Origin of the sequence: Leucobacter luti, assembly GCF_019464495.1 — a bacterium.
In the GTDB taxonomy this organism is placed as follows: domain Bacteria; phylum Actinomycetota; class Actinomycetes; order Actinomycetales; family Microbacteriaceae; genus Leucobacter; species Leucobacter luti_A.
Map to the genome: position 1 here is coordinate 2,615,026 of NZ_CP080492.1, position 26,373 is coordinate 2,641,398.

A 26,373-nucleotide genomic window follows, 5' to 3' on the forward strand; every position below is an offset into this window, starting at 1 on the left:
GGAGTTGTGCCCTGGCGGGCGGGCTTCCGTGTAGACCTACTGGAGAGACAACGTGGCGACAGTTCTCGAAAAGCTCCTTCGCGTCGGCGAAGGCCGCACCCTGAAGAAACTCGAGCGTCAGGCGAAACTCGTCGCCGACCTCGAAGATTCCTTCGCAGAACTCAGCGACGAGGAGCTGCGCGGCGAGACCGAGGAGTTCCGCAGTCGCCTGGACAAGGGCGAGACCCTTGATGATCTGCTTCCCGAGGCCTTCGCTGCGGTGCGCGAGGCAGCGAAGCGCACCATTGGGCTGCGTCCGTTCGATGTGCAGGTCATGGGCGGAGCCAACCTTCACCTCGGCAACATCTCCGAAATGAAGACTGGCGAGGGCAAGACCCTCGTCGCCACGATGCCCGCGTACCTCAACGCGCTCGCGGGCAAGGGCGTGCACATCGTCACGGTCAACGATTACCTCGCGAGCTACCAGTCGGATCTCATGGGCCGCGTGTTCCGCGCACTCGGCATGACGACCGGATGCATTGTTGCGGGCCAGGATCCGCCCCTGCGTCGCGAGCAGTACAACGCAGACATCACATACGGTACGAACAACGAATTCGGCTTCGACTACCTGCGCGACAACATGGCGTCCAGCGCAGAAGAACGCGTGCAGCGCGAGCATTTCTTCGCGGTCATCGATGAGGTCGACTCGATCCTGATCGATGAGGCCCGTACGCCACTGATCATCTCCGGCCCAGCCTCCGGAGAAGCGAACCGATGGTTCTCAGAGTTTGCGCGCATCGCCCGCAAGCTCACGCCGGGGGTCGACTACGAGGTCGACGAGAAGAAGCGCACCGTTGGTGTGCTTGAGCCCGGTATTGAAAAGGTCGAAGACCACCTCGGCATCACGAACCTCTACGAGTCGGTGAACACCCCACTGATTTCGTTCCTGAACAACTCGATTAAAGCCAACGCCCTGTTCACGCGCGACAAGGATTACGTCGTGCTCAACGGCGAGGTGCTGATCGTCGATGAGCACACCGGGCGTATCCTCGCCGGTCGGCGCTACAACGAGGGAATGCACCAGGCCATTGAGGCGAAGGAAGGTGTGCAGGTCAAAGCCGAGAACCAGATGCTCGCGACGGTCACCCTGCAGAACTACTTCCGTCTCTACGAGAAGCTCTCCGGTATGACGGGTACGGCTGAGACCGAGGCCGGCGAGTTTATGTCGACCTACAAGCTCGGAGTCGTGCCGATCCCGACGAACAAATCGATGCAGCGCAAGGACCAGCCAGACCTCGTCTACAAAAATGAGGAAGCGAAGTTCGCGCAGGTGGTCAGCGATATCGCTGAGCGCTACGAGAAGGGCCAGCCCGTCCTCGTCGGTACCACCAGCGTCGAGAAGAGCGAGTACCTTTCGCGTCTGCTCGCCAAAGCTGGTGTGCGCCACGAAGTGCTGAACGCGAAGAACCACGCGCGCGAGGCGGCAATCATCGCACAGGCCGGTCGGCTGGGCGCCGTAACCGTCGCCACCAACATGGCCGGTCGCGGTACTGACATCATGCTCGGTGGCAACGCCGAGTTCCTCGCGGTGCAGGAGATGGCCGCGCGCGGCCTCTCCACCGATGAAGATCCGGACGCCTACGAAGCGGCCTGGGACGACGTATTCGCCGCCGTGAAAGAGACGGTATCTGGCGAGGCAGACAAGGTCATCGCTGTCGGTGGCCTCTACGTGCTCGGCACCGAACGCCACGAGTCGCGCCGTATCGACAACCAGCTCCGAGGCCGTTCCGGTCGTCAGGGAGATCCAGGCGAGAGCCGGTTCTACCTGTCGCTCGCGGATGATCTCATGCGCCTGTTCAACTCGGGCGCTGCAGCAGCGCTCATGAACCGCGACGGATTCCCCGACGATCTTGCGATCGAGTCGAAGGTGGTCTCACGCGCCATCCAGAGCGCACAGAGCCAGGTTGAGCAGCGCAACGCTGAGATCCGGAAGAACGTCCTCAAGTACGATGACGTCCTCGACCGCCAGCGCAAGGCGATCTACGGCGACCGCCAGCAGATCCTTGACGGGGAAGAGATCGAACCCCGCATTGAGGCCTTCCGCGAGCAGACGATCGACGCAATCCTCGACTCACACGGCCGCGATGGCGAGTGGGACTTCGACGCGCTCTGGAGTGATCTTCGCCAGGTCTACCCGGTCGGCATCACCGTGGATGAACTCCTCGCCGAGGCCGGCAGCAGCCGCGTCGACAAGGACTTCCTCCGCCGCGAGATCCTCTCCGACGCGGTCGTGGCGTATGAGAACCGCGAGAAGGCTCTGGGAAGCGAAGCGATGCGCGAGCTTGAGCGCCGCGTCGTGCTCGCCACGATCGACCGACGCTGGCGCGATCATCTGTACGAGATGGAATACCTCAAGGAGGGCATCGGCCTGCGCGCGATGGCGCAGCGCGATCCGCTCGTTGAGTACCAGCGCGAGGGATACACCATGTTTGAGGGCATGATGGGGCAGATCAAGGAAGAGTCCATGGGGCTGCTCTACAACCTCGAAGTCAAGGTCCGTGAGGAGCCGGGACACGAGGGCCACGTGCACCTGGAAGGTGGCGGGCTCGATGAGCAGCAGTCGCCCGACCAGACCAAGCTTTCCTACAGCGCCCCCGACGAGGACGGTGCCCCGGCCGTATCCGGTGCTCCGGATCCAGCAGCCAAGGCTGCCGCACGGAAGGCTGCAGCTCAGCCGGCCGAGCGTGGTGCATTTGGCCAGCAGGTGCCTGCCGGCGATGCGAACAACCGCGCAGAGCGCCGGGCAAACAAGAAGAAGTAGGGCGTTCCGCCCACACCGAACCGTGATCCGCAACTGCGGACCGACTGGGAGATAGACCTATGGCAAGCGAGAGCAACAGCCGCCCGACGAAGAATGAGCGCCGCAGCCAGGCGCGCGAGCAGGCTCGTCAGGCGCGCGAGCAGGAGAAGAAGCGGGAAAAGCGGAACCGCATGTTCCTGCAGGGCGGCATCGTCATTGGCGTGCTCGCGATCCTCGGGATCGTCGCCCTCGTGCTGACGCAGACCATGAAGCCTGCGGGCCCCGGCCCGGAAAACATGGCCTCGGGTGGTGTCGTCTTCACGAAGGATTTGAAAGTCGTTCCGAGCACGGCCCTCGCGTCGGGTGCTGAGCGCAAGGCGCGCGAAGTCAACCGCGAAGAACTGCCGCTCGACGTCACCGTGTACGTCGACTACATGTGCCCCGCCTGTGGCGCATTTGAGCAGCAGTACGGCACGATGCTCGAGAACTACGTGGGCGCCGGAGACATTGAACTCGAGGTGTACCCGCTGAACTTCCTCGACAGCGCCTCGCTCGGAGCGAAGTACTCCACCCGTGCAGCCAACCTGTTCTCGTGCGTCGTGGAGGAGCAGCCCGACAAGGCATTTGCGCTTCACAACAGCTTGCTGAGCGCCGAGGTGCAGCCGTCCGAGGGCACCACAGGGCTCACGGATGATCAGCTCCTCGACCAGGCCAAGGCCGTGGGAGTTGAGTTGACCACCGAACTGCGTCAGTGCGTGAAGGATGTGCGCTTTGGCAACTTCATCTCCTCGAACTACAAGTCCGCCAGTGAGAACGGCGTGCTCGGCCTCGCAAAGGGCGCGCAGTTGCTGAGCTCGGACGGCGCGACCCCGCAGCCTGCCGGCGAGCCGCAGCGTCTCGTCTCCACGCCGACCGTGATCGTCAACGGCCAGCAGTGGAACCAGACGCGCGACGGAGACCTCGAATCGTACCTCCTCAAGGTGAAGGGCGAGTTCGAACAGCCAAGCAAGGATGCAGACGCCGAAAAGTCTGAGTAGAATACTGGGGGCGGTCCCGCGCGGCCGCCCCTGTGCCGCCTTAGCTCATCTGGTAGAGCAGCGCCCTTGTAAAGCGCAGGTGATCGGTTCGAGTCCGATAGGCGGCTCCACATCACAGGTACACGCCCCCACTTCGGTGGGGGCGTTTCCTGTTTCTCCTCTGGCCCTGCTCCGTTCAGCGCAGGCTGCGGCGGTACTGAGGAGACTTCGCGCCGTCCTGGCGCTCTGCAGCCGGATCTCGCTCTGCAGCACCACACGCGCGTCCAGCGCATCTCGCGCGGGCGGGTAGGGTGAGTGGGTGAGTCGCACAGGATCTTTCCCCGTATGGGCCGCGCTCGTCGGTTCCGGCCTTGCCGGTGTCCTGGTCGCGCTGCAGTCCCGCATCAATGGCGGCCTGAGCCAAGAACTCGGCAATGGATACGTCACCGCCGCAGTCTCGTTCAGCATCGGACTCGTGATCATGAGTCTCGTCATGCTGCTTTCGCGTGCCGGACGAGTGGGCTTCACCCGGTTGAAGACTGAGCTGCGGGCCGGACGTCTCCCGTACTGGACTCTATTTGGCGGAGCCGGTGGTGCGTTTTTCGTGCTGAGTCAGGGACTGGTGGCTCCGCTGACAGGCCTTGCGCTCTTTACGGTCGGGATTGTCGCTGGCCAGGTGCTCGGCGGCCTCGTGCTGGATCGTGTCGGGCTCGGGCCAGGCGGTCGGATTGATCCAACGCCCCCGCGAATTGTCGGGACAGCGCTTGCGGTCATTGCGGTCGCGCTGTCAGTCGGCATGGGGGCTGGGGACCCGAAAGTGCTGTGGCTTGTGGTGTTCCCCGTGCTCGTTGGCGTCTGTGTTTCTGGACAGTCGATGGTGAACGGCCTCGTGCGTGCAGCATCGCACAGCGCGATCACTTCCACGTTCATCAACTTCGTCGTCGGCACTACGATTCTGGTGCTGATCGCGTGCGTATCCGTGGCGGTTTCGGGCTGGCCGCAGACGTGGCCATCGGCGCCGTTCTACTATATTGGCGGCTTCGTTGGCACGATCTTCATCGCGGTCGCAGCAATGCTCGTGCGCACGGCCGGCGTGCTGTTGCTCAGCATGTCGAATGTCGCCGGTCAGCTCATTGCGGCCGTGGCGTTTGAGGCTGGCGTGCCGCTCGCGGGTGGCCTCACCCAGGGCATGATCGCGGGTACGGCGGTCGCCCTGCTCGCCGTGGCGATCGCTGCGCTTCCCTGGCGGGGTCGCGCGAGTGGGGGCACTACAGGGCGCTGAGGTGCCGGGCGGGGTCGAGGGGCGAGCGAGGCTTGTGTTTCCGATCTCGATCCGGAATCCCGCCGACGTAGAGCCACCCCAGCAGGTACTCGTTCGCACCGAGCTCATGCGCTGCGTGCACGGGTTCCGAACGGGTGAGTGGTCCGGTGCGCCAGATCACACCCCAGCCGGCCTCGTGCAGGAGGAGCCCGAGCGCATGGGCGACCCCGCTCGCCACAGCCTCTTGCTCCCATACGGGCACCTTGTGGTTGAGTCGAGGCGACACGACGATTGCGAGGACGAGGGGCGCGCGCGTCGCCTTTGAGCGGTACTTCTCACGTTTCTCGCCGGCAGCTGCGGCGAGCCCCTCGCCGAGCCGGAGCCGGGCGTCGCCGCGCAGCTCGATGATGCGCCAGGGGCGCAGCCCGGAGTGATCGGCGATGCTCGACATCACGCTGAGCAGTTCCGCGAGCTCGGCGTGGTTCGGAGCCTCGTCAGTCACCTTTGAGTGTGATCGCCGATCCCGCAGCGCCGCCAGCGCCGGGGCGGTCCTCTCTGGGTGTTCGTTCATGCGTCCCGCTCGGGCTGCGCGCCCGGTTCGAAGCTGAGGGCGAGCGAGTTCATGCAGTAGCGATCCCCGGTCGGAGTGCCGAACCCGTCTGGGAACACGTGCCCGAGATGCGAGCCGCAGTCGGCACAGCGCACTTCAGTGCGCGTCATGCCCAGGCTGTGGTCTTCGATCAGCTCGACCGCGCCGGGGCGAACACTCTCGTAGAAGCTGGGCCAGCCGCAGCCGGAATCGAATTTGGTGCCGGCGATAAAGAGCTCATTGCCGCAGGCGCGGCAGCGGTAGAGGCCGTCGCGCTCCTCGTTGAGGAGCTCGCCGGTGCCCGCGCGCTCGGTGGCGGCTTCGCGCAAAATTGCGTATTCCTCGGCACCAAGACGCTCTCGCCATTCGCTTTCGGTGAGCTGAACTGGGTACTCGGGTGAATCGCTGGGCTTACTCACTGTTGCGCCTCCCCGGGCATGTACTATAGGCCCGCTGGCCTACTTACTCTTCAGTCTACGACGCTTCCACACTGATGGGACGTATGCACAGGCCGCTCACCGGAACCGAGAATCGCGGTTCGACTTGCAACATCCGATGATATTCGTCAGACTTATCGACGGTGCCGAGGTTAGGCACACCTCACTTCGATCCGATGAGCGCCTTCACTGCCCGTGAGTCGGCCACCCCGACGAGAAAAGGACTGCAATCGTCATGACTGCTTACACGAGCTGGCGGAGGCGTTCCGCCTCAGTGCTGGCAACCACCACAGCGGTGCTCCTCGCCGTGAGCGGCGCGCTGATGGCACCCGCAATTGCGAACGCCGACGAGCCCATCGCGCCGACTCTGACGGTGGAACCGAACGTCGACCTGAACCGCGAGGGTGCCACGGTCACGATCACGGGCACGGGCTACAACCCCAATCAGCCGATCTACGTCACCACATGTGCGGATACGGCGTTGGAAAATCTGAACTTTGCCTACATCAACAATGGGTGCACCACTGGCGCGAAGCAGATCGCCCTGGGGGCAACTCCGTCGCCGCGCGCGGACGCGTTCCAAGCCGATGGCTCGTTCGTCACCACGCTCCCTGTTTCACCGAAGGCGGGCGCGGAAGTGACTTCCGTCTTTACGATCGCGAACCACACCGCCATGACAGACCGTACCCAGGACGCGAAAGCGGTTCTCAACTTCGCTCCCGAGGTGGTACCGTCTGGCGTCTCGCCCTCGGTGACCGCAGCTGCGACCACTGGTCTGACGGTCACGACACAACTCACTGGTGTGACAGGAACCAACGGAGCCTATGTTGCCGTCATCGAAGCTGGCACATCAGGCGAGATCGACCAGGAACACATGGGTATCGGTTTTCAGTGGGTCAAGCCCACTGATTTGACCAACGGTGCTGGGGCAAGCGTCATCACCATCGACGCAGCTGATCTCGATCGCACGAAGAGCTACGAGGTGCTCGTGTGGAAGGGGCACTCGATGCCCGACACTGAGACCACGCTGGGGCTCGCAGCTTTGGCCGTTTCTGGCGCCCAGTGGGACGCGGTGTTCCCCACTGTGGTTGATCCGAAGCCGGAACTCACGGCGACGGCAACCGCGAAGCTCGCTTCCAGCCTGGTCGTGCAGGCCCAGTTGAAGAACATTGATTCGCCTACGGGTGCCTATGTGTCAATCATTGAAGCCGGAACGGCGGCCGAGCTGTCACGCACGAACCAGGGCCTTGGCGCTGTGTGGGTTCAGCCAGGCCAATTCGACAATGGATCCGCCACCGTTGACGTTGTAGTGCCGAAGAAGGCGCTGGACCGCACCAAGCAGTACGAGGCCGTTTCCTGGAAGGGTCACACGAATCCCGAGCTCGAGTCGCTCTACGGAATCGCCGAGCTGACGATCCCGGCTGCAACCTGGGACGCAGTCATGCAGGAAACGCCATTTACCGACGTGAAGAAGGGCCAGGATTTCTACTCTGAAATCTCCTGGATGTTCAACAACGGAATCACGACGGGCGTCGCGCAGAGTGACGGAACCGTGAAGTACGAGCCGAAGTGGAAGATCTCCCGCGAAGCTGTCGCCGCGTTCATGTACCGCCAGTATGGTGACCCCAAGTTCAAAGCACCGTCTACGAGCCCGTTCGCTGACGTGCAGAAGAGCGACCCCTTCTACAAGGAGATTGCCTGGATGGCCGCGGAGGGAATCTCCACGGGAGTGAACGCGCCGGGCGGAAAAGTGAACTTCCAGCCGAAGGCGAAGATCACCCGTGAAGCGATGGCTGCGTTCATGTACCGCGTCGACGACAGCGTGAAGCCTGCGGCGCCAAAGGTATCGCCTTTCGCGGACATGACTCCGAATAGCAAGTTCTACAAGGAAATCGCCTGGATGCACTCAACCGGCCTGTCGACTGGTGTGAAGCAGACAACGGGGAAGGCGAAGTACGAACCGAAGTGGCAAATCTCGCGAGAGGCTACGGCTGCCTTCCTCGCGCGGCACGACGCCATGGCGAAGTAGTAGACCTGTGCCGGTGGCCGTGGGGTGTTGGGCTGAGCGTCTCGTGCGCTCGGCTCAGCACCCCACGCTGTCTGCCACAGCCGAGACCTGGTGGCGACGCCAGGTGGCCCCCAAACGGGCCGGAGACCGGAACGAACCAACGATTCCCGTGGTAATTTTGCGGGATCGAATGCGCACAGTGTGCGCCGCAATCAGGGAGCGCATGCCGCATGTACGCACGTAGGGCTTTCCGTGGAATTGCCGCGGGACTTGTGGCAGCAGCGCTCTTCTCGGGGGGCGTGTTTGCGGATCCAGCGATCGCCATAGACGAGGCTGCGGGAGCCTCTCAGGCCGAGATCGGAGCGGCTTCCGACGCCAGCGAGCTCCTGACTCCAACCGATGATCCACCCACGGCTGCAGACGATACGGGTGTTGTCCAACATGCTGGGGACGTGCTAGCCCCTGAGACTCCAGCACTGCCCTCGGAGTCTTCAGACGAATCGAATCCGAATACCGCGATCGGCGACGGCTCTGAAGACCCCGCGTCACCGCTGCCCGCAGACGGTGCAGAAGTTCCTGGTCCAGTCGCCCCGACTGGCGAAGCCGCCTCTGTCCCAGGGGCGGTGGATGACCGAGTAGCTCAGACGGCGAAGCCCGCAATGAAACTCGTTCCCAAAATCTCGGCGAAGAACAGCCTGGCGGTTCAAGCTAGCGTGACGGGAATGCCGAGTGACGTCACTGAAGTTACCGCCATCATGCTTTCTCAGCTCGACGAAGAACGGATTGAAAGCAACCGGACGGCTATCACCCCTATTGGCACCGTGACTTCTCCCGTCGTCAACGGTGCAGTTGACCTGACGCTCAAGGCTTCGCTCGGCGAACTGACTCGTGACACGGCATACGCCGTGGTGTTGTGGCCCACTGCTTCCGAACTGACGGTGGACTCGATTCTTGTTCGTGGCGACGTCGTGCTGACGAATGATCAGTGGGATGAGCTCTATGGAACGGTGCCGGCCGCCGTCGCCGAAGTCGGGAGTCTCCAATGGGGCGTGCTGGACAGATTCCGCGCCTATATTGAAGGTGACATAGCCAAGGGAGAAATCATGACCCTTGGTGCCGCGAAGTATGACGGGACAAAATTTAACCTGCCTCAGATCGCAGGCGGGAAATGGAATGCTCAGTCGAAGACTGGAAGTGTTCAGTACTCGGGCGGAATGCGATTTTACGGTCACGACGGTCAGCTGGATCTCAGCTTCGAGAATCCCGTCATCACGGTGAAGAGCGCGAATCGTGCTGAGTTGACGGTGTACTCAGAGTCCTACGATTTCAAAGCGGAGAAGTGGGTCGAGCGCACGGCCGTGCTCGCAACTATCGACCTATCGACCGCGACGCGCACTGAGCGTAAGGGTGGTGCAGTCCGCTGGGCAGGCGCCAGTGCGACGCTCACCAAGATCGGAAACGTGATGCTCGAGGGCTACTACAAGGAGGGCCAGCGCCTCGACCCGATCACCTTTACGGTGGGGGCAGAGTCCAAGGATGTGAAGCCTGTCCCCCCTGCGACGAAGCCGAAGCCGAAGCCAATCACGACGAAGCCTGTCCCGAAACCGCTCGTGCCCGCACCGAACGCGAGTGAGGGTGGCGCCCAGGCAGCTGGGTCGCTGAGCTGGGGTGTCTCCAGCGCCTTCGCGAAATATGTCACTGGTCCGATCGCCAAAGGTGAGGTGTCCACGACAGGTGTAGGCGGGTCCGGGGGAGCGTATCTCTTCCCCCAGGCGGCAGGAGGCAGCTGGGACACGGCAACTCAGACCGGATCAGTGCAGTACTCCGGTGTCGTCTCCTTCACCGGGCATAAAGGCCTGTTGCAGGAGGGCGTGAGTAACCCGATGATTCAGGTCACCGGACCCGACTCGGCCGTCATCTACTCGGGTGGTGCGCAATGGGGCACCCTCAACCTCGGTGCGGCTTCCAAATCCGTCGGTGCGAACGGCGAGGTCACCTGGAGCGGAGTGCCCGTCACTGGCGGCTTTTCCGGCGGAGCCTCTGGCGGCAACCAGTACTCGCTGCCTGCAGATCCCTTGACCTTCACTGTGGGCGTGGCCAGCGGTGTCAGCTACGGCAGCACCGCAGTGAGTAACGAGTCACTGAAGCGCACTGCAGCGTCAGCGCCGCCGACGACGACGGGGATTCGGATCCTGACCGATGCCAAGAAGCTTGTGCCCGGTGGCGAGATTGAGTTCGAGGCAGCAGGCTTCGAGTCGAAAGAGCGCGAGGCGCTCGTGGTCCTGTACCCCGGGGCCATCGTGCTTGATGAGGCAGCTGGAGCTGACGCAGCTGGCACGCTGCGCTGGCTCGGCACGATTCCCGAGGACACCGAGCTGGGGGAGTACGTCATCACTGTGCAGGGCAGCACGGACGCTGGCGCTGTGATTGAGGTCCGCGAACCCGAGAAGAAATCCAAAGCCGCGGCGAAGCAGAAAACTGTCGAGGAACTTGCGGCCGAGGCGACACAGGCAGCACCGGCAGCTGCTGGGATCCTTCCGACTGAGAGTAGCCCAGTGTGGGTCTGGTGGGCAGCGTCCGCAGGCCTGCTACTCATCGCCGGAACGATGGGTGGCCTCGTCGTTGCGCAGCGAAAGCGCGCAGCCGCGGGCGTCGATACCCAGCTCAGCCCAGGCAACGCACCCCCGCCCCGTAATATGGGTGCCACTCGCGGGAAGCCCGCGGCGCGCCCCAGCCCCACAAGGAGAACACCCGTGCACACCACTCAGCACCCCGGCAGCGCGGTCTCGCGACGCGCAGTAGTGATCCTCGGCGCGGGTCTGCTCGCAGCCGGATCCCTCGCGGTGCCAGCAGCTGCGACAGCCGCCACCGCGGCCCCAATCCACGCGACCACCGATGCAGCATGCAGCGTGAGCGCAGCCACACTGACCTGGGGCGTGAAAGAGAGTTTCCGTTCGTACATCAGCGGCTCGATCGCGAATGGTGAGTGGACCGTCAGCGATGACATGCGCTACGAAACTCCGAACTTTATTTGGGACACGGCGACCGCAGCGTTCGCCAGCGATCTGGAATCAGGCAACATCGGGTTCACGGGTGCGGTGCACTTTACCGGCCACGATGGCGCAATGAAGCTTGACCTCGCCGACCCCGTGCTCGAGTTCGACGGCGCCGACACCGCCTACCTGACCCTCACCATCGGGGCCACCGACTCGGCAGATGCCGGAGGCGAAGCGACAGCGGCACCGGTACGCGCTGCGAAGATCGACCTCGCTGACGCGGTGACGTCCGGCGGCACCGAACTCAGCATTCAGAGCGCGGTTCCGCGCCTCACCGCAGAGGGCGCAGCGGCGTTCAACGGCGACTACGGTAGCTACGTCGCGGGAGAGGAACTCGACCCAATCACCCTCACCGCCACGGTGTCCGGCTGCGCACTCGGTGAAGCGACTGCCGTGACTCCCGCCCCCACCGCTCCAACGGATCCTGCGGACCCAGTCGATCCGGTAACTCCGGTCGACGGTGGCGAAACTGCGGCGCCCGCGATCCCGTGGCTCCCGATCGCGATCGGCGGCGTCGCCCTGCTCGTGATCGGCGTCACCGGAGGCATGCTACTCGCGGGCCGCAAGAAGCCGCAAGCCACAGCCTCCGAGCAAGCCGCGTCACAGCCGACCGCGACGCAGGATCCCACTTCGGAGGGATAAGCCCGAGCGCTACACGCGGCGCTTCGGCATTACGATCCCCTGCCCCGTTACGGGGTGGGGGATCACCTCTACCGGGGTGCGGTAGACATCGCTCACGATTTCTGCAGTAAGCACTCGGTCCGGCACATCGCACGCGGCAATCCGGCCGTCGCGCAGCAGCGCGATGCGATCGGAGTACGCCGCCGCGAGATTCAGATCGTGCAGCACGACGAGCACCGCGTCCCCGGCGGCCGCTCGCTCGCGCGCGAGCCCCAGCACCGCTTCCTGGTGTCCGAGGTCGAGTGCGGCAGTCGGCTCGTCAAGCATCAGCACGCCAGTGCGCCCGGCCATCACGCGCGCGAACGCGGTGCGTGCGCGCTCTCCGCCCGAGAGTGACGGTACGCGCCGGTTTCCGAGGTGTCCGATGTCTGCGGCCGTGATTGCCTCGCCGATCGCCTCATTGTCGTCGTCTTCGCGCGGGGTGCGGCGCCACGGCGCACGGCCCATCTCAACAACCTGGTGCACCGTGAACGGGAACAAGAGCTGGTTGTCCTGCAGCAGTACGCTGCGTCGCCGCGAGAGGTCACCGAGCGACCACTCAGAGAGCGGGCGCCCACTGAAGCGAGCCTCCCCGCTATCCGGCGTCAGGTCCCCGGAGAGTACGCTCAGCAGCGTAGACTTCCCGGCACCGTTCGGGCCGAGCAGTGCGAGAACCTCGCCTGCGCGCACGTCGAGCGATACGCCGTCGAGCAGCGCACGTCCGCCACGCTTGAGCACGATTGCATCAGCTTCGCAGACCACTTCGCCGATCGGGGCGACCGTGGGGAGCGCAATGTGTCGGGCGTTCATCCCCAGCCTCCGCTCCGTTTGCGCGTTCGTCGCAGCAGCCAGAAGAAGAACGGGCCGCCGACGAGCGCGGTGAGCATACCGATCGGCATGTCTGCCATCGGAACAAGTGTGCGCGCTGCGAGATCCGCAAGAGTCAGCAGCAGCGCACCGCCGAGTGCGCTCGCGGTGACCAACGGAAGGTGCGCGGGACCCAGGAGCATGCGCATGAGGTGCGGGATCACGAGCCCGACAAACGCGATGATGCCGGCGAACGCGACGGCTGCTCCGACGAGCAGGGCGACAACGAAGATCATGACGATCCGGAGCAGCTCGACATTTACGCCGAGGTGGCGTGCGTTCCGCTCACCCAGGGAGAGCAGATCGAGCTTGCGTGCGGCAATGTATGCCGCGATCAAGCCCACCGCGATAATCGGCGCGATGATGAGCACCTGGGACCAGCGGCTCCCGGCGAGACTCCCGAGCTGCCAGAAGACGATCTGCTCGCGTGATTGGGTGTCTCCGAGAAACGTGAGGAGCGCAATACCCGCGCCACCCATCGCATTGACTGCCACGCCCGTCAGCACGAGGGTGACCACCTCAGTTTTCCCCTCCGCGCGGCTCATCCCGTAGACCACAAGTGTGGCTCCGAGGCCAAAGATAAACGCGAACACCGCGGTGGTCCACTCACCAAAGATGGTGAGGCCAAAGACGATCGCGAGGCCCGCGCCGACTGCTGCACCGGAAGAGATGCCAATGACGCCCGGCTCTGCGAGCGGGTTCCCAAAGATTGCCTGCATCAGGAGACCGGACACGGCCAACCCTGCACCCACGAGGGCTGCCATTGCGACGCGGGGGAAGCGGATCGCCCACAGGGTCTGATCGCCTGCCGGGTGCGACGGCATGGGAAGCCAATCGATCCCGATCCGATGCAGCAGGGATCCTAAGACCTCCTGCGGTGGAATTCCGAGCTGGCCCGTTCCCGCCGAGATCAAGACAGAAGCGATCAGGGCGATGCCGAGGGCGCTGAACAGGATCGTCGTCTTTGCGGCGTGCCGCGAAGCGGTTCTGTGGGAGGTGGTCATGCGCGCGAAGAGCAGCTTTCGTGAGGGATCGAGGGGGAGGGGCCCGAGCGCGCACGCGCTCCGGTCGCCACGTCCCCGCGGCTTCCTCTCACCTTCATCATACCTTTCCTAGGATAGACTCACCTCAGGTGTGCTCGGGAAATATCCAGTGTCGTCGCGTGGCCTGGTATACGTTTCCGATCGGCGCCGAGCGACTTTGAAGGGACCCCATGCACTCGACTCGCGGCATGCGTGCGCGACGCACACTCGCCCTAGCCACGATCGCCCTGCTGAGCCTGGGACTCGCGGCATGTCAGACCCCCGCGTCCTCCACTTCGGGCACTGAGAGTGAAGCGGTCGCGCTTCCCCCGCTGTCTGAGATCACTCCGGTGGCGGATCCGAGCAACGTTGAGGGCCCCTCGACCGCGCGCATCGGTGGCCCGTCGATCGCCCCACTTCCCGACCCGCCCGCACCCGAGCTGCCGGTCACGGTCACCTCACACGACCGCACCGGGGACACTGAAATCACAGTGACTGACACCTCACGGGTGCTCGCGCTTTCGCTGAGTGGATCGCTCGGCGAACTCGTGCACGCGTACGGACTGTCTGATCAGCTTGTCGGGCGCGACATTTCGACCAACTTCCCAGGAGCCGAGGATCTCCCGGTCGTCACGAAAGACGGCCACTCGATTGACGCGGAGGGCGTGCTCGCACTGAGCCCAACGGTGATTCTCACGGACGGCAGCATCGGCCCAGTAGACGTCGTGCTGCAACTGCGTGATGCCGGGATCCCGGTGATCACCGTTGAACGATCGGTCGATGCTGAAACAACCTACGAGACTGCGCAGCAGGTTGCCGACGCACTGGGGGTCGGCTCCGCGGCACCCCCGCTCATCGAGACCCTGAAACAAGCGATTGCGGACAAAGAAGCAGAGGTCGCGAAACTGTTGCCGGCAGACGCTGAGAAGCTGCCGCGTGTCGCGTTCCTCTACGTCCGCGGCACCGCTGGGATCTACTACCTCTTTGGTGAAGGCAGCGGGGTGGATAGCCTGATTCGATCGATCGGTGCGCTCGACGTCGCCGAAGAGATCGGGTGGAAGGGTGAGAAGCCCATGACCGACGAGGCACTGATCGCGATTGACCCGGATGTGATCCTCGTGATGACCAAGGGGCTCGAGAGTGCTGGCGGGGTCGATGGATTGCTGGCGGCCCAGCCGAGTATCGCGCTCACCACGGCGGGCAAGAATCGCAGGATCATTGATGTGGATGACACGCTCCTGTTCGCAGGAGGTACCCGCATCCCGGACGTGATCGACGGTCTTGCCCGAGCGATCTACGCACCGGATTCGCTCAAGTAACGTGCCGTTTCACCCCGCATGAACCCGCGTTGCCGCCGTTCTGCGGGGCGCTGCGGACAGTGAATCAGTCTGCGATTCCGCGCTGGAGGCGGCCTCGCGACCGGCCTCGCGTCCGGCCGAGGGACTGAGCCAGAAGAGTGATGCGTTGCCGCGCTGCGTCAGCGTTGCGCAAATTCAGTGCCGGAAATCGTCATGCGTCTCACCGGCGGGTGGAGTCCAGAGAAGCTTGCGCTCGACGCGCGTGTGTCCTGTATCCGATGAACGCGCGGCAGCGTCCTCGGGGGAGGCACATGAACCCGCGTCACCATGCGCGATTTGGGGCCAGATGCGGCACTCGAAACTGTGCTCTGTGCTACATCCACGCTTCTGGCAGGAACGGCGTTGTACTCTAGTGGCTGATCCTGCGGTATCTCCGCGGTGATGATGAGCACCTAACCGAGGGGAAATTCGTGGCGAAGAGGACCGAAGACGCTGGAGTGCGTCGTGGGACCCGCCAGGACTACCCCGAAGATCGCTTCGACCGGGTCGAGCGCACCGGCCGAGTTGGCGCGCACCGCGTCACCGCTCGGCCCCGCTACACGTGGCAGTACATTATTGCTGCGCTGCTCGGCTTTGCTGTGCTGACAACGCTTGGGGTGTTGACCGTGCACACGATCGGTGACTCGGGCAAGCTTCCGATCTCCGGCACGTCGCCCAGCTCAACCGCTGAGCAGAGCGCACCCGAGGCGAAGCTGGATCCGGACGCGACAGTTGCGATCCTGAATGGCACCACTACTGAAAACCTCGCGGCTGCGCTCGACCAGATCATCTCCACCGAAAAGTGGGGCTCGATCCTCTTCTCCGGAAGCGCTGCCGAATCCAACGTCGAGATCTCCGCAGTGTTCTACTCTGATCCAGCGGATGCTCCCGCCGCTGCGGGCCTTGCCGCGAAACTCGGGGGGTTGTCGACGTACACGACCTCCGACTACGACTCGTATAACGCGAAGCTCGTGGTGCTGCTCGGTGCCGACTATCAGGGCCCCGGCCTCGCAGAGGCTGCGGAGATGACGGCGACTGCTGCCGCAACTCCGGGCGGCGAGATCAGCATGGGCAATGAAACCGTGCCCGAGGGAACACCAGAAATCGATCCGGCTACCGGCTGGGAAATTGACCCTGCAACAGGCTTCCCGATCGATCCTGCGACCGGTCTCGCCACCGATCCGGCCGCTGCCACTTCCTAAGCTCGCCCCATGGACTGAGATGTCCCTCCCTGTTCGCTGTGCGCGAGCGTTACCGCTTGCACTCACCCCTTGTGAGTGCCAAGATTGGTGTTAGCAGTCGAATCGGCTGAGTGCTAAAGCTTCGCGCATCGACGCACGGCGTCGGTGTGCTGCTCACCACTACCAGAACGTCCAGGAGAGGCGAATTACATGGCAAAGATCATTGCGTTTGATGAGGAAGCACGTCGTGGGCTTGAGCGAGGCCTGAACATTCTCGCTGATGCCGTGAAGGTGACGCTCGGCCCGCGCGGTCGCAACGTCGTCCTCGAGAAGAAGTGGGGCGCCCCCACGATCACGAACGACGGCGTCTCCATCGCCAAGGAGATCGAGCTCGACGACCCGTACGAGAAGATCGGCGCTGAGCTGGTCAAGGAGGTCGCCAAGAAGACTGACGACGTCGCAGGTGACGGCACCACGACCGCTACCGTTCTCGCTCAGGCGCTCGTGCGCGAGGGCCTGCGCAACGTTGCTGCCGGCAGCGATCCCATCGCAATCAAGAAGGGCATCGAGAAGGCTGTTGCAGCCATGACCGCGAAGCTTCTCGAGAACGCCAAGGAGATCGAGACCACCGCCGAGATCGCCGCGACCGCGTCCATCTCTGCCGCTGACGAGCAGATCGGTGCGCTGATCGCCGAGGCCATCGACAAGGTCGGCAAGGAAGGCGTTGTCACGGTCGAGGAGTCGAACACCTTCGGCACCGAGCTTGAGCTCACCGAAGGCATGCGCTTCGACAAGGGTTACCTCTCCGCATACTTCGTCACGGACGCGGATCGCCAGGAAGCTGTCTTCGAGGATCCCTACGTCCTCATCGTCAATGGCAAGGTCTCCAACATCAAGGACCTGCTCCCCGTCGTTGATCCCGTCATCCAGTCGGGCAAGCAGCTGCTCATCATTGCTGAGGACGTCGAGGGCGAAGCGCTCGCCACGCTCGTGCTCAACAAGATCCGCGGCATCTTCAAGTCGGCAGCCGTCAAGGCTCCGGGCTTCGGCGATCGTCGCAAGGCCATGCTGCAGGACATCGCGATCCTGACCGGCGGCCAGGTCATCTCCGAGGAAGTCGGGCTCAAGCTCGAGAACACCACCCTCGACATGCTCGGCACCGCACGCAAGGTCATCATCACCAAGGACGAGACCACCATCGTCCAGGGTGGCGGCGAAGAAGAAGCGATCCAGGGCCGCGTGGCTCAGATCCGCCGCGAGATTGAAAGCACCGACAGCGATTACGATCGTGAGAAGCTCCAGGAGCGCCTCGCGAAGCTCGCAGGCGGCGTTGCAGTCATCAAGGCTGGCGCGGCTACCGAGGTCGAGCTGAAGGAGCGCAAGCACCGCATCGAGGACGCTGTTCGCAACGCGAAGGCGGCTGTCGAGGAGGGCGTGCTGCCCGGTGGCGGCGTTGCCCTGATCCAGGCTGGCAAGGACGTATTCGGGGCGCTTGAGCTCAGCGACAGCGAGGCCGTGGGCGCTCGCATCGTGCAGGCTGCGATCGAGGCACCGCTGCGCCAGATCGCGCTCAACGCAGGCCTCGAGCCCGGCGTTGTCGTCGATCGCGTTGCGAACCTTCCGATCGGACACGGCCTCAACGCCGCGACCGGCGAGTACGGCGACCTGGTTGCTCAGGGGATCCTCGACCCGGCGAAGGTCACGCGCTCAGCGCTGCAGAACGCTGCGTCGATCGCAGGTCTCTTCCTCACCACCGAGGTCGTTGTTGCTGACAAGCCGGAGCCGGCTGGCGCCCCGCAGGGCGGCGACCCGACCGGTGGCATGGACTTCTAAGTCCAACACACCCTGACAGGGGGTCGCGCCTTCGGGCGCGGCCCCCTGTTTCGTGTTTGCCCGTTGTGCGCGCGACCCCGCGTGTTCGAGCTCGTGCAGGAGATTCCAGCTCGTGCAGGGCGAAAAGGCTAGATGCGTCCTGCGCGAGCTCGAATTTCCTGCGTGAACTCGGGTGCGCGCGAGGTTTCAGTGCAGATCCGGCCCGCACCGGTAGCTCGGGCTTTGGGCGCCGGGCCTTCGAGCTCGTGCAGGAGATTCCAGCTCGTGCAGGGCGAAAAGGCTAGATGCGTCCTGCGCGAGCTCGAATTTCCTGCGTGAACTCGGAATTCCTGGGCGAACTCCGCTGCGCTCGATCCTCCAACCGGAGTGCGATCCGCACTAGTTGCCTGTGGCTGCAACTCGCGACCCAGCCACAGCCCAAGCGGCCGGGCCCACGGCATGGTGCCTTTCGCCCGCGGCCAGTGGTCTTCGTCCACAGACCAGGAAGACCGCGAAGCGATCGCAGGTTTTCCACACTGTCACACCCTGCGCTCCTGGCAGCTTCCTGACGATGCAGAGTGAAGGCATGCTCCTCTTCAGTACACTGCACTCCGTCGGCGGGATCATGCGGATGCGCGATGTGATCGATCGAGGGTGGAGCCGTCACGCCGTCGATCGCTACCGCCTGGCGGGTCGCTTGATCCGGCCACAGCGAGGATGGATCGCCCTTCCTGAGACGGATCCTGAACTCCTGTTCGCAGCAAGGCACGGCGTCATGCTCAGCTGTATGTCTCTCGTCGCACGGCACGGCCTGTGGGTACCGGAACCCCTGCGGCAGCTCCACATCGCGGCCCGCACACAGAAGTCTCGTATGCCAGAGGGCAGGCACGTCCGCCACTGGGGCACTCCAGTGGTACGCCGCGAACCGCACGCGCTCGTGGATCGCATCGAGAACGCGCTCGTATTCGCTGTGGACTGCCTCAGCGCGGAAGGCGCCCACGCTGTATGGGAGTCGGCACTCCGAAAGGGCGCAGTGAATCGAGCCACACTGGCGGAACTGCCTCTGCGTGACCGCGAGCGGGCTCTGCTCGACGAGTGCACGCAGTTTTCGGACTCGGGACTCGAGAGCTACGTGGCGCGTCGTCTCCGTGCACTGCGTCTGCGGGTGGTGGCGCAAGCGGTGATTCTCGGGCACCGAGTTGACTTCCTGATCAATGAGTGGCTCGTGCTCCAGATCGACGGCGGACACCACGTTGGGCGCCAGCGTGATGAAGACAACTGGCTCGATGCCCAACTCCTGCTGAACGGCATCGTGACGATCAGAGTGAGCCAGCGTCAGGTGGACCACCACTGGCCGAGAGTGCAGCAGCTCATCATGACTGCCGTCTCGCAAGGCCGCCCACGGCGCTGAGTGGCTCACGAAGCGGCGTGGAGATACCGAGCTTGCGCCGAGCACTTCTGCACGTTCGGCTCAAGCAGGAGAAACTGGGTCCTGCCTATCGAGTTGAGGCCGGGGAAATGGGCGCCTGCGCGTCGAGCTCACGCAGGAGATTCGAGCTCGTGCAGGCTGGAAAGGTAGATTCCGTCCTGCGCGAGTAAGGATTTCCTGCGTGAGTTCGACGCCTACGGCTCGGCGCCCACTACTCGGAGCCTGCTGCGCGGAGCCCGCTACTCCCCGCTCGGGGCAGAGCCTGTCCTGGCCGAGCCAGCTCCGGACGAGCCAGCTCGCGCAGGAGGGCCGGGTCCTGCCTATCGAGTTGAGGCCGGGGAAATGGGCGCCTGCTGCGCGGAGCCCGCTACTCCCCGCTCGGGGCAGAGCCTGTCCCGGACGAGCCAGCTCCGGACGAGCCAGTTGCGCTAGAGCCAGTTGCGATAGAGCCGGCAGATGCCGAGCTGGGAGTGGCTGACCCTGTCGCGGGCTGTGTGGCGACCGGCGAGGTCGGTGTCGGGCCCGTGCTTGGGGCAGGGTGCGTCGCTGGGAGGTCGACGCGGAAAGTTGCGCCACCACCGGGCGTCTCATGCACGCTCACCGTGCCGCGGTGCGCCTGCACGATCGACTGCACGATCGCGAGCCCGAGTCCCGATCCGCCGGTCTCCCGGTTGCGCGACGAGTCTGCTCGCCAGAAGCGGCCGAAGATCTTGTCTCGGATCTGCTCGGGCACCCCCTCGCCGTGATCGACGATCTCGAACCGGCCAAACTCTGCTTCGCCCTCTGCCGGCTCTGGAGACGACACGACGATCTCAATGGGACTGCCCTCGGGGGTGTGCCGCATGGCGTTGCCGATGAGGTTGGTGAGGAGCTGGCGCACCTTGTGCTCATCGCCGACCACGATCGGGTCCTTGGGATCTTCGACGACCGTGACTTCGCGGTCGGGCGCCTGTGCGCCGGCATCGAGTGCCGCGTCCCGCGCAAACTGGTTCAACGGGAGGGACGCGAGCTGCAGCGGGCGCCGCTCGTCGAGGCGGGCAAGGGCCAACAGATCTTCGACGAGTGAGGTCATGCGGATCGCTTCTTTCTCGATGCGTTCCATCGCCTGACCCACCTGCTCGCTCTCCTGCAGCGCGCCCATTCGATACAGCTCCGCATAGCCGCGGACAGACACGAGTGGCGTGCGCAGCTCGTGGCTCGCGTCACCAATGAAGCGCCGCATGCGCTCGATGGTGTGGGCTTGTTCCTCAAGTGAGCCGTCGAGTCGATCGAGCATGACGTTGAGGGATTCGCCGAGGTGCCCGACCTCCGTGTGTGGGCTCGACACCATGATGCGCTTTGACGTGTCGCCGCGCGCGATCTCGAGCGCGGTCTGTTCGACCTCCGCGAGCGGCAGGAACGTCGTGGTCACAAGGAGCCGTGTCAGGGCAGCCCCGAGGAGGATCACCGCGATCCCGAACCCGGTAAAGATGATCACGTACTGCGCGACGATCTGGTTGATGCCTGCCGTCGAGGACGCGATCAGGAGGATTGCCCCGTGTTCGCCAGGCACGAGCACGGGGATCGTGACGGCGCGCCAATCGACACGATCCGGGCTGGTCATCGTCAGGATCTGTCCGGGATTCTTGGTGACGGACTCGAGCGTCATCGGCTCGCGCAGCTCGGGCACCCCTGATGGACGGAGCCCGAGGGTGTTGTCGTACTGCAGCGCACCGGCACTATCAAACAGCGCCACGTAGAACTGCTGGTTCGCGAATCGGATGTCCTCCGAGCGCAGATCTGAGCGGTCAGCATCAACCGCGAGTGCTGCGGTCGGATCTTGCCGCAGCTGCATCAGCGTCGAAGTCTGGTTCGAGAGCAGCATAGGCTGCAGTACCGATAGGGTGCCGACGCCGGCCACGATGAGTCCCAGGAACAGGATGAACACCGTGACGCCGGTGATCTTCGCGCGCAGTGAGATGTCGGCCCACCGCTCCGCGAAGCCGGGGCGCGACACGCTACTTGGTTTCGGTCTTGAGCATGTACCCGAATCCGCGCTTGGTCTGGATCAGGGACTCTTCGGTCAGCGGATCGAGCTTGCGCCGCAGATATGAGATGTACGACTCAACGATGCCGGCGTCTCCGTTGAAGTCGTACTCCCACACATGATCGAGGATCTGTGCCTTGGAGAGCACGCGGTTCGCGTTCTGCATGAGGTAGCGCAGCAGCTTAAATTCAGTGGGAGAGAGCTCGACTGAGGCACCTTCAACGGTGACTTCGTGGGTGTCCTGATCCATCGTCACTGGGCCGACAGTGAGGACGGAGTCCTCGTCTTCCTGGATGGTACGGCGGAGCACTGCTTTGATGCGGGCGATGATCTCATCGAGGCTGAACGGCTTGGTAACGTAGTCGTCGCCGCCGACCGTGAGGCCCTCGATCTTGTCCTCAGTGTCATCCTTCGCGGTGAGGAAGATGATCGGTGCGGTGTAGCCAGCGGAGCGCAGCCGCTTGGTCACGCTGAAGCCGTTCATGTCGGGCAGCATGACGTCGAGCACGATCAGATCGGGCTCCTCCTCAAGCACTGCGGAGATGGTCTGCGCGCCGTTGGCTACCGCGCGCACACCGAAGCCTGCGAACCGCAAGCTCGTGCTGAGCAGCTCGCGGATGCTGGGCTCGTCGTCGACGATAAGAATCCGGGGTCCCTTTGGCTGAGTGTTCATGTACCCAGTCTCTGACCGTTTGCTATGAAGTCGCTGAAAGTGTGTCGGCGAGTTCGCCGACCGGCCACCGACCGGCGGCGGCCCGACCCGACAGCCGGGGACCTGGCGCATGGGGCCGGGGCAGCGCATTGCACGGCCCCGGCCCAGTCGCGAGTGTCGGAGCTGCGGTACTACGCCCCGGTGACCCAGGTGGCCCAGGCTTTCGCCATCGCGTCGTAGTTCTCAACCCAGAAATCGAAGTCCGGCACGTGCCCGGTTTCGAAGCGGGTGCTTGCGAGCCATTCGGCGAGCGTGTCATCGACCTGCGGATCAGCGTTGACGTTCACGGGCGACATTGAGTTCAGCTCGGTCATGCCGGCTTGCTGTTTCGCGCCGAGGAAGTAGTTGATGGCGGCGTGAGAGGCTTCCGGATCTTTCACCCCCTTCGGGATTGCGGTTGAGTCGATGGCGACGAGCCACTCATCCCATACTGGAGCGATCGGAGCCCCTGCTTCAGCGGCGCCGTAGCCGCGCCCTGACCACACGTAGCCCATCACGGCTTCGCCACTCTCGAGCTGCTGCTGCGCTTGCGCGCCGGTTGACCACGCAATCATGTCATCGCCCAGGCTGTCGTACTTCGCGATGGCTTGATCGATGTGCTCAGGCTTGAGGTTGTCCATATCAACGCCGTCGGCGAGGAGCGGGAACTCCAGGTTCTGTGGGTCGACGTAGGTGGTTTGCGGTACCGTACGCTTGCCGGGGAATTTCTCGGTGTCGAAGAAGTCTGCGGCGCTCTTCGGCGGATTGTCTCCGAACGCTTCAGTGTTGTAGGCGATCACGAAGCCGTACATCACGTTCGGGATCATGCATTCGTCGGTGATAGTGCCCTCCGGGATTTCAGAGGTGTCGATTAACGAGCGGTCGATCTTCTCGTACAGGGTGCCGCAACCGCGGGCGCTGTCGACTTGAGAGGTATCAACGAGGTCCCAACTCACGTTGCCGCCGTCGACCATCGCTTTGAGTTTGCCAGAATCGAATGCGTCCATCTGCATCGTCGCGCCGGACTCCTTGGCGAAGGGCTGCCAGATCGCTTCGTCCTGCCCCTCTTGGAAAATGCCGCCAGGGCCGGCGTACGTGAGCGTCACGCCGTCGAGCACGCCTGGCGCAACCTCACCGACTTTCGGGGTGCCGAAGTCGCGGTCGGCGGGCGGTGGCGCTTCCGCCCCGGAACATGCGGCGAGGAGGAGCGCGGCGGCGCCGGTCATGGCGATGGCCGAAAGCGTCCGGGAGAGTGTCATCAGTACACCTTTCAGTGGGTGGTGCGAGGCCCGCGTCGTTGCGGACACCGTGAATCTTGTTGGGCGGAGGGGCGGATGGACGGTTGGACGGTTGGACGGGCAGAGGGCTGCACGGGTGCGAGTAAGAACAAGTGCAAGCAGGAATTGAGGAACGGGGAGAGGAGGGGGAGAGAACGGGGTTTAGCGGCCCCAGAGCGAGAGGAACTCGTACGCGATGTGCGCCGCAGCGAGCGAGGTGACATCCGCGTGGTCGTAGGCAGGCGCAACTTCGACGACGTCTGCGCCAACGAGGTTGAGCGGCGCCAGTCCGCGCAGCAGGTACAGGAGTTCGCGGCTGGCGAGCCCGCCGGGCTCAGGGGTGCCAGTGCCGGGAGCGAACGCCGGATCCAGCACATCAATGTCGACGGAAACGTAGACGGGGCGATCGCCGAGCCGAGTGAGGATCTGCTCGAGAATCCCCGGCAGTCCGGTGGTGGCGAACTCACTGGAGTGCACGGTTTGGAAGCCGACGGCTCGATCGTCCGAGAGATCGTGCGGGCCGTAGAGTGGGCCGCGAATTCCCACGTGCATGCAGCCTTCTGGGTCGAGGAGCCCCTCTTCGGCCGCTCTCCTGAACGGCGTGCCGTGGTGCATCGCAGCCCCGAAGTAGGGTCCGAACGTGTCGATGTGCGCATCGAAGTGCAGTACCGAGATTGGGCCGTGGTGCCGTGCGAGCGTTTTTAGGGCCGGATATGCGATCGTGTGGTCGCCCCCGAGAATGACGAGTTTGCCCGCACGCTCACGTGCCGCGGCGAGTCCGGTCAGCATCGCTTCAACCGCGCGGTCGACCCCGAACGGCGTCACGGCCAGGTTCCCGACGTCGGCCACTTGGTGTTTCGCGAAGGGGAACGAATCGAGTTCGACGTTGTATGGCCGGATCAGGTGGCTTGCGCCACGGATGCCCTCGGGGCCGAACCGTGCGCCCGGCCGAAATGTCACCCCTGAATCGAACGGGATCCCGATCACGCCAGCCTGAGCCTCGCCGACCTCGGCCAGGCTCGGAAGGCCGGCGAATGTGCCGGGCCCGGCAAACCGCGGGACACGGGAGAAGTCGACCTGTCCGGTCACAGCTTTGCCGTCGGGCGTGAGCCCGGTGGTGTACGGAATTTCGAGACTCATGCGGAGGCCTCCTGTGTCAGTGAATCTGCTTCGACCCGGTGGTCGGCTGGTGCCTCCACCACGAGCACGGAGAGTCCGGGATGTGCGATCGCGGTCTGGAGCGCCGCGGTGAGCTCGTGTGGTGTGGTGGGGCGTGCGACAGCTGCCCCGAAGCCTTCGGCAATTGCGGCGAGGTTGTGCGCGGTGGTGCGCACCCCTGCCGGGGCGATGTCGGTGCGGTCGAAGGACACCTCGATTTCCCGATAGCCGCCGTTGTCCCAGATCACATACGTCAGATTTGCGCCCAGGTCGTGGGCAGTCGCAAGCTCTGGCAGCGTGAACAGCGCGCTTCCATCGCCAGCCAACGCAATGACGGGCTGACCAGGAGCGGCAATCGCTGCGCCGATCGCCATCGGGAGGGCTGGTCCGAGCGTGCCGTACCCATACGGCGCGAGCCACCTGCCCGGTGTGTCGAGGGGGAGGAAATGATGTGACTGATAGGCCACTTGCGCAGAATCAGCCGTCAGAATCGCGTGCTCCGGCAGTGCAGCACTGATCGCGTCGATCCAGATAGTGTGCGGATCCGCCGCGCGAGCTGCGGCGAGTCCCTCACGCGCGATCGCTGCTCGGGCAGTGCCGGAATCGCGAGGTACAGCGGTCGTGGTCGCGAGCGCCGCCGCCGCGAACTCGGCGACGCGGAGCTGCAACGTTGGAGTCGTCTGGTCGGGGTGCGTCACACTCGGGTCGATATCGATGCGCACAATGTTCGCCATCGTGGGTTCCGCTGAGCCTGTGAACAAGACCTCGAAGTCCGAGAGTTCAGTTCCGAGCGCGAGGATCAGATCAGCGTCGCTGATGAGTTCCTGCGTGCGCGGGAACGGCATGCTAATCCCCGTATTGAGCGGGTGCGCCTCCGGGAGCAGGCCTTTCGCATTTCCGGTCAGGATCACGGGTGCCGCGATCCGTTCGGCGAGGGCTTGCACGGCCGCCCCATCGTGTCGTGCGCCGCCGCCAGCGATGATCACTGGCCGGGTGGCCGTCGCCAGGGCGGTGAGGGCGGCGGTGATCGTGGCCTCAGCGTGTGGCGCGGGCTCTGATCGTGTTGTCTCCGGGCGGTGCAGCTCGCCGACTTCTTCTTCAAGCAGATCGCGAGGGATCCCGATGTAGACGGGTCGTGGCCGCTCGTGCTGCCAGCGCCTGAATGCCTCATCGATGAGTGTGGCAACACGCTCGGCTGACGTTACGGTTTCGCTGAAGAGCGTGAACGGCCGCAGCACCTCTGCGAGGTCAGGGGTGTCATGCAATGTGCCGCGGTGCGCACCGAGCTGTTCGCGTGTGACGGCGGATCCGATCACGAGCATCGGAGTCGAGTCGTGCCAGGCCTGCGCGATCGGCGTCAACGCGTTGAGCACGCCGGGCCCGGTGATGAGATAGCAGACACCGGGCTTGCCGGAGACGCGCGTGTAGGCGTCGGCCATGAACCCCGCGCCTTGTTCGTGTCGGGGGATCGTGACGTTGAGTCCGCTTCGGTCGATGTCGCGGAACAGCTCGAGTGTGTGGACTCCGGGAATCCCGAAGATGTGTTCTACGCCGTATTCGGTGAGCAGTGCGCTGATGGCCTGGCCGAGCCGCATTGGGTGCATCCCCTCTGTGGACGCCGTCGTCCACAAGTAGTTTATTCAGGTAATACTCTGTGTGGGTATACTAAACACAGGTCATGGCTTTCGTCAACGACCGCGGCAGGGCAAGATGGAGCAGTGGGGATCACCGATTGCGTCCCATGCCGCCACTGGGAGGGAACCCCTT

General features: G+C 64.1%; 18 protein-coding genes and 1 tRNA gene. 10 read left to right on the forward strand and 9 right to left on the reverse strand.

Annotated features, from left to right (window positions below):
• The first annotated feature begins 52 nt into the window (after positions 1-52).
• From secA to K1X41_RS11705, 4 genes are all read left to right on the forward strand, one after another.
• Positions 53-2,800 (forward strand): preprotein translocase subunit SecA, encoded by a 2,748-nt coding sequence (secA, locus tag K1X41_RS11690; protein ID WP_132201652.1) that lies wholly within the window; start codon positions 53-55, stop codon positions 2,798-2,800.
• A 59-nt stretch (positions 2,801-2,859) separates the two neighbouring features.
• A complete protein-coding gene (locus K1X41_RS11695; protein WP_132201654.1) occupies positions 2,860-3,816 on the forward strand; it encodes a DsbA family protein in 957 nt (318 codons plus the stop codon).
• Between the two features lie 34 nt (positions 3,817-3,850).
• Positions 3,851-3,926: transfer RNA gene (locus tag K1X41_RS11700), tRNA-Thr, on the forward strand.
• A 188-nt stretch (positions 3,927-4,114) separates the two neighbouring features.
• Entirely contained in the window at positions 4,115-5,077 is a 963-nt protein-coding gene (locus K1X41_RS11705; protein WP_133615507.1) for a DMT family transporter, read from the forward strand.
• On the opposite strand, the gene K1X41_RS11710 is transcribed toward K1X41_RS11705, so the two are convergent.
• Together K1X41_RS11710 and msrB are read right to left on the reverse strand one after the other, a co-directional pair.
• Positions 5,064-5,627 carry a nitroreductase family protein gene (locus tag K1X41_RS11710; RefSeq protein WP_220174687.1) on the reverse strand — a complete coding sequence of 188 codons (564 nt, stop codon included), beginning with the start codon at positions 5,625-5,627 and terminating at the stop codon, positions 5,064-5,066. The two genes, K1X41_RS11705 and K1X41_RS11710, sit on opposite strands and share 14 nt — an antisense overlap.
• Positions 5,624-6,064 (reverse strand): peptide-methionine (R)-S-oxide reductase MsrB, encoded by a 441-nt coding sequence (msrB, locus tag K1X41_RS11715; RefSeq protein ID WP_133615509.1) that lies wholly within the window; start codon positions 6,062-6,064, stop codon positions 5,624-5,626. Before msrB ends, K1X41_RS11710 begins: the two co-directional genes overlap by 4 nt.
• A gap of 253 nt (positions 6,065-6,317) precedes the next feature.
• On the opposite strand from msrB, the gene K1X41_RS11720 reads away from it, so the two are divergent.
• Positions 6,318-8,111 (forward strand): S-layer homology domain-containing protein, encoded by a 1,794-nt coding sequence (locus tag K1X41_RS11720; RefSeq protein ID WP_220174688.1) that lies wholly within the window; start codon positions 6,318-6,320, stop codon positions 8,109-8,111.
• A 209-nt stretch (positions 8,112-8,320) separates the two neighbouring features.
• Complete coding sequence (locus K1X41_RS11725) at positions 8,321-11,788, forward strand: HtaA domain-containing protein (RefSeq protein ID WP_220174689.1); 3,468 nt, start codon at positions 8,321-8,323, stop codon at positions 11,786-11,788.
• Between the two features lie 9 nt (positions 11,789-11,797).
• Here K1X41_RS11725 and K1X41_RS11730 read toward each other — a convergent pair whose 3' ends face one another.
• Complete coding sequence (locus tag K1X41_RS11730; protein WP_220174690.1) at positions 11,798-12,616, reverse strand: heme ABC transporter ATP-binding protein; 819 nt, start codon at positions 12,614-12,616, stop codon at positions 11,798-11,800.
• Complete coding sequence (locus K1X41_RS11735; RefSeq protein ID WP_132201672.1) at positions 12,613-13,677, reverse strand: FecCD family ABC transporter permease; 1,065 nt, start codon at positions 13,675-13,677, stop codon at positions 12,613-12,615. The genes K1X41_RS11730 and K1X41_RS11735 overlap by 4 nt, the downstream gene beginning before the upstream one ends.
• 209 nt (positions 13,678-13,886) lie before the next feature.
• Here K1X41_RS11735 and K1X41_RS11740 point away from each other — a divergent pair, with 209 nt between their 5' ends.
• From K1X41_RS11740 to K1X41_RS11755, 4 genes are all read left to right on the forward strand, one after another.
• Complete coding sequence (locus tag K1X41_RS11740; protein ID WP_243735962.1) at positions 13,887-15,014, forward strand: heme/hemin ABC transporter substrate-binding protein; 1,128 nt, start codon at positions 13,887-13,889, stop codon at positions 15,012-15,014.
• Positions 15,015-15,463: 449 nt separating this feature from the next.
• A complete protein-coding gene (locus tag K1X41_RS11745; RefSeq protein ID WP_166644221.1) occupies positions 15,464-16,234 on the forward strand; it encodes a LytR C-terminal domain-containing protein in 771 nt (256 codons plus the stop codon).
• Positions 16,235-16,423: 189 nt separating this feature from the next.
• Positions 16,424-18,046, forward strand: coding sequence for a chaperonin GroEL (gene groL / locus K1X41_RS11750; RefSeq protein WP_132201674.1), 1,623 nt, complete (start codon positions 16,424-16,426; stop codon positions 18,044-18,046).
• Between the two features lie 565 nt (positions 18,047-18,611).
• Positions 18,612-19,436, forward strand: a complete 825-nt coding sequence (locus tag K1X41_RS11755; RefSeq protein WP_220174691.1) for a type IV toxin-antitoxin system AbiEi family antitoxin domain-containing protein — start codon at positions 18,612-18,614, stop codon at positions 19,434-19,436.
• 385 nt (positions 19,437-19,821) lie between these two features.
• Here K1X41_RS11755 and K1X41_RS11760 read toward each other — a convergent pair whose 3' ends face one another.
• The 5 genes from K1X41_RS11760 to K1X41_RS11780 form a co-directional block, all read right to left on the reverse strand.
• On the reverse strand, positions 19,822-21,450 hold the full coding sequence (locus K1X41_RS11760; RefSeq protein WP_220174692.1) for a sensor histidine kinase: 1,629 nt from the start codon (positions 21,448-21,450) through the stop codon (positions 19,822-19,824).
• Position 21,451: 1 nt separating this feature from the next.
• Positions 21,452-22,153, reverse strand: coding sequence for a response regulator transcription factor (locus K1X41_RS11765; protein ID WP_132203869.1), 702 nt, complete (start codon positions 22,151-22,153; stop codon positions 21,452-21,454).
• A 170-nt stretch (positions 22,154-22,323) separates the two neighbouring features.
• Complete coding sequence (locus tag K1X41_RS11770; RefSeq protein WP_258566532.1) at positions 22,324-23,430, reverse strand: ABC transporter substrate-binding protein; 1,107 nt, start codon at positions 23,428-23,430, stop codon at positions 22,324-22,326.
• A 180-nt stretch (positions 23,431-23,610) separates the two neighbouring features.
• Positions 23,611-24,588, reverse strand: coding sequence for an agmatinase (speB, locus tag K1X41_RS11775; RefSeq protein ID WP_132201680.1), 978 nt, complete (start codon positions 24,586-24,588; stop codon positions 23,611-23,613).
• Positions 24,585-26,201 carry a 5-guanidino-2-oxopentanoate decarboxylase gene (locus K1X41_RS11780; protein ID WP_220174693.1) on the reverse strand — a complete coding sequence of 539 codons (1,617 nt, stop codon included), beginning with the start codon at positions 26,199-26,201 and terminating at the stop codon, positions 24,585-24,587. Before K1X41_RS11780 ends, speB begins: the two co-directional genes overlap by 4 nt.
• Positions 26,202-26,373: the final 172 nt, after the last annotated feature.

Bases quoted from the DNA above. Each gene is read 5' to 3' on its own strand.
- K1X41_RS11710 (WP_220174687.1), bottom strand. From the start codon at position 5,627: ATGAACGAACACCCAGAGAGGACCGCCCCGGCGCTGGCGGCGCTGCGG.
- K1X41_RS11755 (WP_220174691.1), top strand. From the start codon at position 18,612: ATGCTCCTCTTCAGTACACTGCACTCCGTCGGCGGGATCATGCGGATG.
- K1X41_RS11770 (WP_258566532.1), bottom strand. From the start codon at position 23,430: ATGACACTCTCCCGGACGCTTTCGGCCATCGCCATGACCGGCGCCGCC.
- K1X41_RS11725 (WP_220174689.1), top strand. From the start codon at position 8,321: ATGTACGCACGTAGGGCTTTCCGTGGAATTGCCGCGGGACTTGTGGCA.
- K1X41_RS11780 (WP_220174693.1), bottom strand. From the start codon at position 26,201: ATGCGGCTCGGCCAGGCCATCAGCGCACTGCTCACCGAATACGGCGTA.
- K1X41_RS11740 (WP_243735962.1), top strand. From the start codon at position 13,887: ATGCACTCGACTCGCGGCATGCGTGCGCGACGCACACTCGCCCTAGCC.
- K1X41_RS11735 (WP_132201672.1), bottom strand. From the start codon at position 13,677: ATGACCACCTCCCACAGAACCGCTTCGCGGCACGCCGCAAAGACGACG.
- K1X41_RS11720 (WP_220174688.1), top strand. From the start codon at position 6,318: ATGACTGCTTACACGAGCTGGCGGAGGCGTTCCGCCTCAGTGCTGGCA.
- speB (WP_132201680.1), bottom strand. From the start codon at position 24,588: ATGAGTCTCGAAATTCCGTACACCACCGGGCTCACGCCCGACGGCAAA.
- K1X41_RS11730 (WP_220174690.1), bottom strand. From the start codon at position 12,616: ATGAACGCCCGACACATTGCGCTCCCCACGGTCGCCCCGATCGGCGAA.
- K1X41_RS11695 (WP_132201654.1), top strand. From the start codon at position 2,860: ATGGCAAGCGAGAGCAACAGCCGCCCGACGAAGAATGAGCGCCGCAGC.
- K1X41_RS11765 (WP_132203869.1), bottom strand. From the start codon at position 22,153: ATGAACACTCAGCCAAAGGGACCCCGGATTCTTATCGTCGACGACGAG.
- groL (WP_132201674.1), top strand. From the start codon at position 16,424: ATGGCAAAGATCATTGCGTTTGATGAGGAAGCACGTCGTGGGCTTGAG.